The 2,600-nt window shown below is 78.3% G+C and carries 4 protein-coding genes and 1 pseudogene; all 5 read right to left on the minus strand.

Annotated elements, in window-relative coordinates; genetic code table 11:
* Positions 1-313: pseudogene (locus ACTUAL_RS17555) on the minus strand (hypothetical protein); the annotation flags it as partial.
* Entirely contained in the window at positions 310-459 is a 150-nt protein-coding gene (locus ACTUAL_RS17560; RefSeq protein WP_440901033.1) for a hypothetical protein, read from the minus strand. The pseudogene ACTUAL_RS17555 and the gene ACTUAL_RS17560, both read right to left, overlap by 4 nt.
* Positions 460-501: 42 nt before the next feature.
* Complete coding sequence (locus ACTUAL_RS17565; RefSeq protein WP_440901034.1) at positions 502-1,695, minus strand: hypothetical protein; 1,194 nt, start codon at positions 1,693-1,695, stop codon at positions 502-504.
* Positions 1,692-2,120 carry an RNA polymerase sigma factor gene (locus ACTUAL_RS17570; RefSeq protein WP_096496111.1) on the minus strand — a complete coding sequence of 143 codons (429 nt, stop codon included), beginning with the start codon at positions 2,118-2,120 and terminating at the stop codon, positions 1,692-1,694. Before ACTUAL_RS17570 ends, ACTUAL_RS17565 begins: the two co-directional genes overlap by 4 nt.
* The coding region (locus ACTUAL_RS17575; RefSeq protein WP_440901035.1) for a hypothetical protein at positions 2,098-2,600 on the minus strand (503 nt) is incomplete at its 5' end. The genes ACTUAL_RS17570 and ACTUAL_RS17575, both read right to left, overlap by 23 nt.

Consider the following 2,600-nt stretch of genomic DNA (forward strand, 5'->3'; position numbering starts at 1 on the left):
CGGTGAGCTCGGCGTCCGCGATCCCGCGCTCGGTCAAGTCGCGGTCGGACGGCTCCTCGAACCGCACCTCCGCGGGCGGAGGGCGCCCGTCGTCGCGCACCGGGCCCGTGGCGGGCGTCGGCGTGGCCGGGCCGTCGTCCAGCGCGAACCGGCCGATCACCACCACGCCCGCGACCGGCGCGACCACGGCGGCGGCGACCAGCGGTGCGATGCGCCGCGTCCCGCCACCACGCGCCCCGTCCAGCACCCGGTGGCGGAGCCGGTCGCGCACCTCGGGCGGCATGGCCTCGCGCGCGGGCAGCCGGTCGGTCACCACTCCTCCTCCGCTCGTCCCAGCCGCGCGCGGCCGATGTCGGACCTGACGCCGTTCCCGGTGGTTCCCACCGCGTTCTCCGCCCGCACCGGGGGGAGCCCACCGGGCAGGCACGGCTCGGCGGCCTCGCGGGAGGCGCGGGCCACCCGCCCTCGGCGCGCCGGACGAGCAGCCCCGCCACCACCCGGTCAGCCCGCCGCCGCAGGCCCCTCGTGGAGCACCTCCCCGCCCGCGAGCACCCGCACCCGGTGACCGGTGAAGTCCGGCCGCTCCCCGGCGAGCTGGTCGGTGAACCTCGCCGCGAACCAGCCCCGCGCCAGCACGACCTCCGCCGCCGGGCGGCCCCGCGCGTCGGTCAGCTCCACGGCCGTCGCCCGCTCGTCCACCACACCGGTCAGGAACCAGGTGGTCGACCCCGGCGCGGCGTGCCCGCCCGACAGCGCGAACGCGGCCCGGCCCGCCTGCCCGCCCTCGGGGCGCAGGCGCGACCCGGTCTCCCAGCCCCAGGTCGGGCACTCCAGGACCGCGCCCGACCCGCCGCGCAGGACCACCACGTGGTCGCCGTCCTGCGCGGTGGTGGCCACGAGCGGTTGCCACCGCGCCGGATCGGGGCTGTCGGCCGCGCCGTCCAGCCACGCCCGGTAGACGCAGCGCGCCACGACCTGGTCGGCCTCGGCGCGCCTCTGCGACGTGAACACCTCGGTGCGCGTCGGGCGCGCGAACAGCTCCGGCGGGACCAGGGTGACCGTCGCGGGGCCGCCGTCGAAGGACAGCGCGACCTGCGTCCAGTGCTCCAGCTGGACGAAGAACGACCCGTCGTGCGACACGGCTCCCAGCTCGTTCGGCTCGCCCACCGCGAGCAGGGCCAGGTTGGTGGCCGAGGTGACCTCGCGGGCGCCGTCGGGCAGCTCGCCGACCAGCACGCCAGTCTCGGACACCCAGCGCAGCCGCAGGCCGCTCTCCACCCGCACCGGCCGGTCGGTCGGGGTCGAGCGGTGCACGCCGGTCGGGGCCAGCTCGCAGAACGAGTCCGCCGCCACGACCAGCCGCGACGGCGGCAGGGCGACCACGTACTCGGCCGAGGTGAGGCCGCAGGCGTCCAGCTCGTAGGCGGTCGGGGTGGAGACCGGCGAGCGCGGTGAGCCCGTGGGCGTCGTCGGGGTGGTCGCCGTGGACGAGGTGGTGTCCACCCGAGGGGGTGGTTCGGCCGCGCCCTCGTCGCGGGTGACCTGGACGAGCGCGGCGCTGCCCAGGACGAGCGCGGCGACGGCCGCGGCGGCTGCCGGGACGCGGTGGCGGGTCCTCGGCAGGACCCGGCGGCGCAGTCGTTCGAGCACCTCGGGCGGCATGGGCCTGCGCGGGGGCAGCTGGTGGTCGCTCATCTCTCCTCCTCCGCCTGCCCCAGCCGCGCGCGGGCGCGGTCCACAGCGGACCGGACGTCGTTCTCGGTCGTGCCGAGGGCCTCGGCGGCCCTGGCCGGGTGCAGTTCGCCGAGCAGGCAGAGCTCGGCGGCCTCGCGGTCGGCTCGCGGCAGGTCGGCGAGCGCGGCAGGCGCCGCGGGGGCGCCGTCCTCCGCCGCCGGGCGGGGGAGGCGGGTGGTCAGGGCGAGCAGCCAGGGGAGCGCGCGGTCGCCCCGGAGGGCGGCCTCGGCGGTCCTGCGGCCCGCGGCCTGGAACGCCTGCGCGGTCAGGTCCTCGGCCAGCTCCCACGAGCCGGTGAGGCGGTAGGCGTGGTTCCAGACGTCCTCGGCGTGCCGGTCGAACAGCTCCGCCAGGCGGTTCCGGTCAGTTCGTCGTCGCGGGCCCATCGCGCAGCACCTCCTCCCCGGCGAGCACGCGCACCCGGTAGTCGGACCACGCCGCCGCGTCGGGCTGGTCGGTGAACCTCGCGGCGAACCAGCCGTTCTCCAGCACGACCTCCGCCGCCGGGCGGCCCTGGGCGTCCGTCAGCTCCACGGCGGTCACCCGCTCTCCCACGACGCCCGCCAGGTAGCGGGTCGACGAGCCCGCGCTGGCGTCCGAGCTGAGCACCTCGAAGTCCTGTCCGCCCAACGGCTTCGCCACGGCGTGAGGCCGCGGCTGCCAGTCGCGGGCGGGGCAGGCCAGGAACGAGCCGGAGCCGTCCCCCAGCACCAGCACGTGCTCCCCGGCGCCGGGCGCGGTGGCCACGACCGGCCGCCAGCGCGCCGGGTCGGTGAGCTGGCCGGTCAGCCAGGCCTGGTCGGCGCAGCGCCCGGCCGCCTCGTCCACGGCGGGGGGCTCGGGGACCGGGCCGGTGCGGCGCAGCG

The sequence above is a fragment of the Actinosynnema sp. genome, from assembly GCF_052038725.1.

Excerpts from the sequence above, each read along its gene's own strand:
- ACTUAL_RS17565 (WP_440901034.1), bottom strand. The coding sequence starts at position 1,695 with ATGAGCGACCACCAGCTGCCCCCGCGCAGGCCCATGCCGCCCGAGGTG.
- ACTUAL_RS17570 (WP_096496111.1), bottom strand. The coding sequence starts at position 2,120 with ATGGGCCCGCGACGACGAACTGACCGGAACCGCCTGGCGGAGCTGTTC.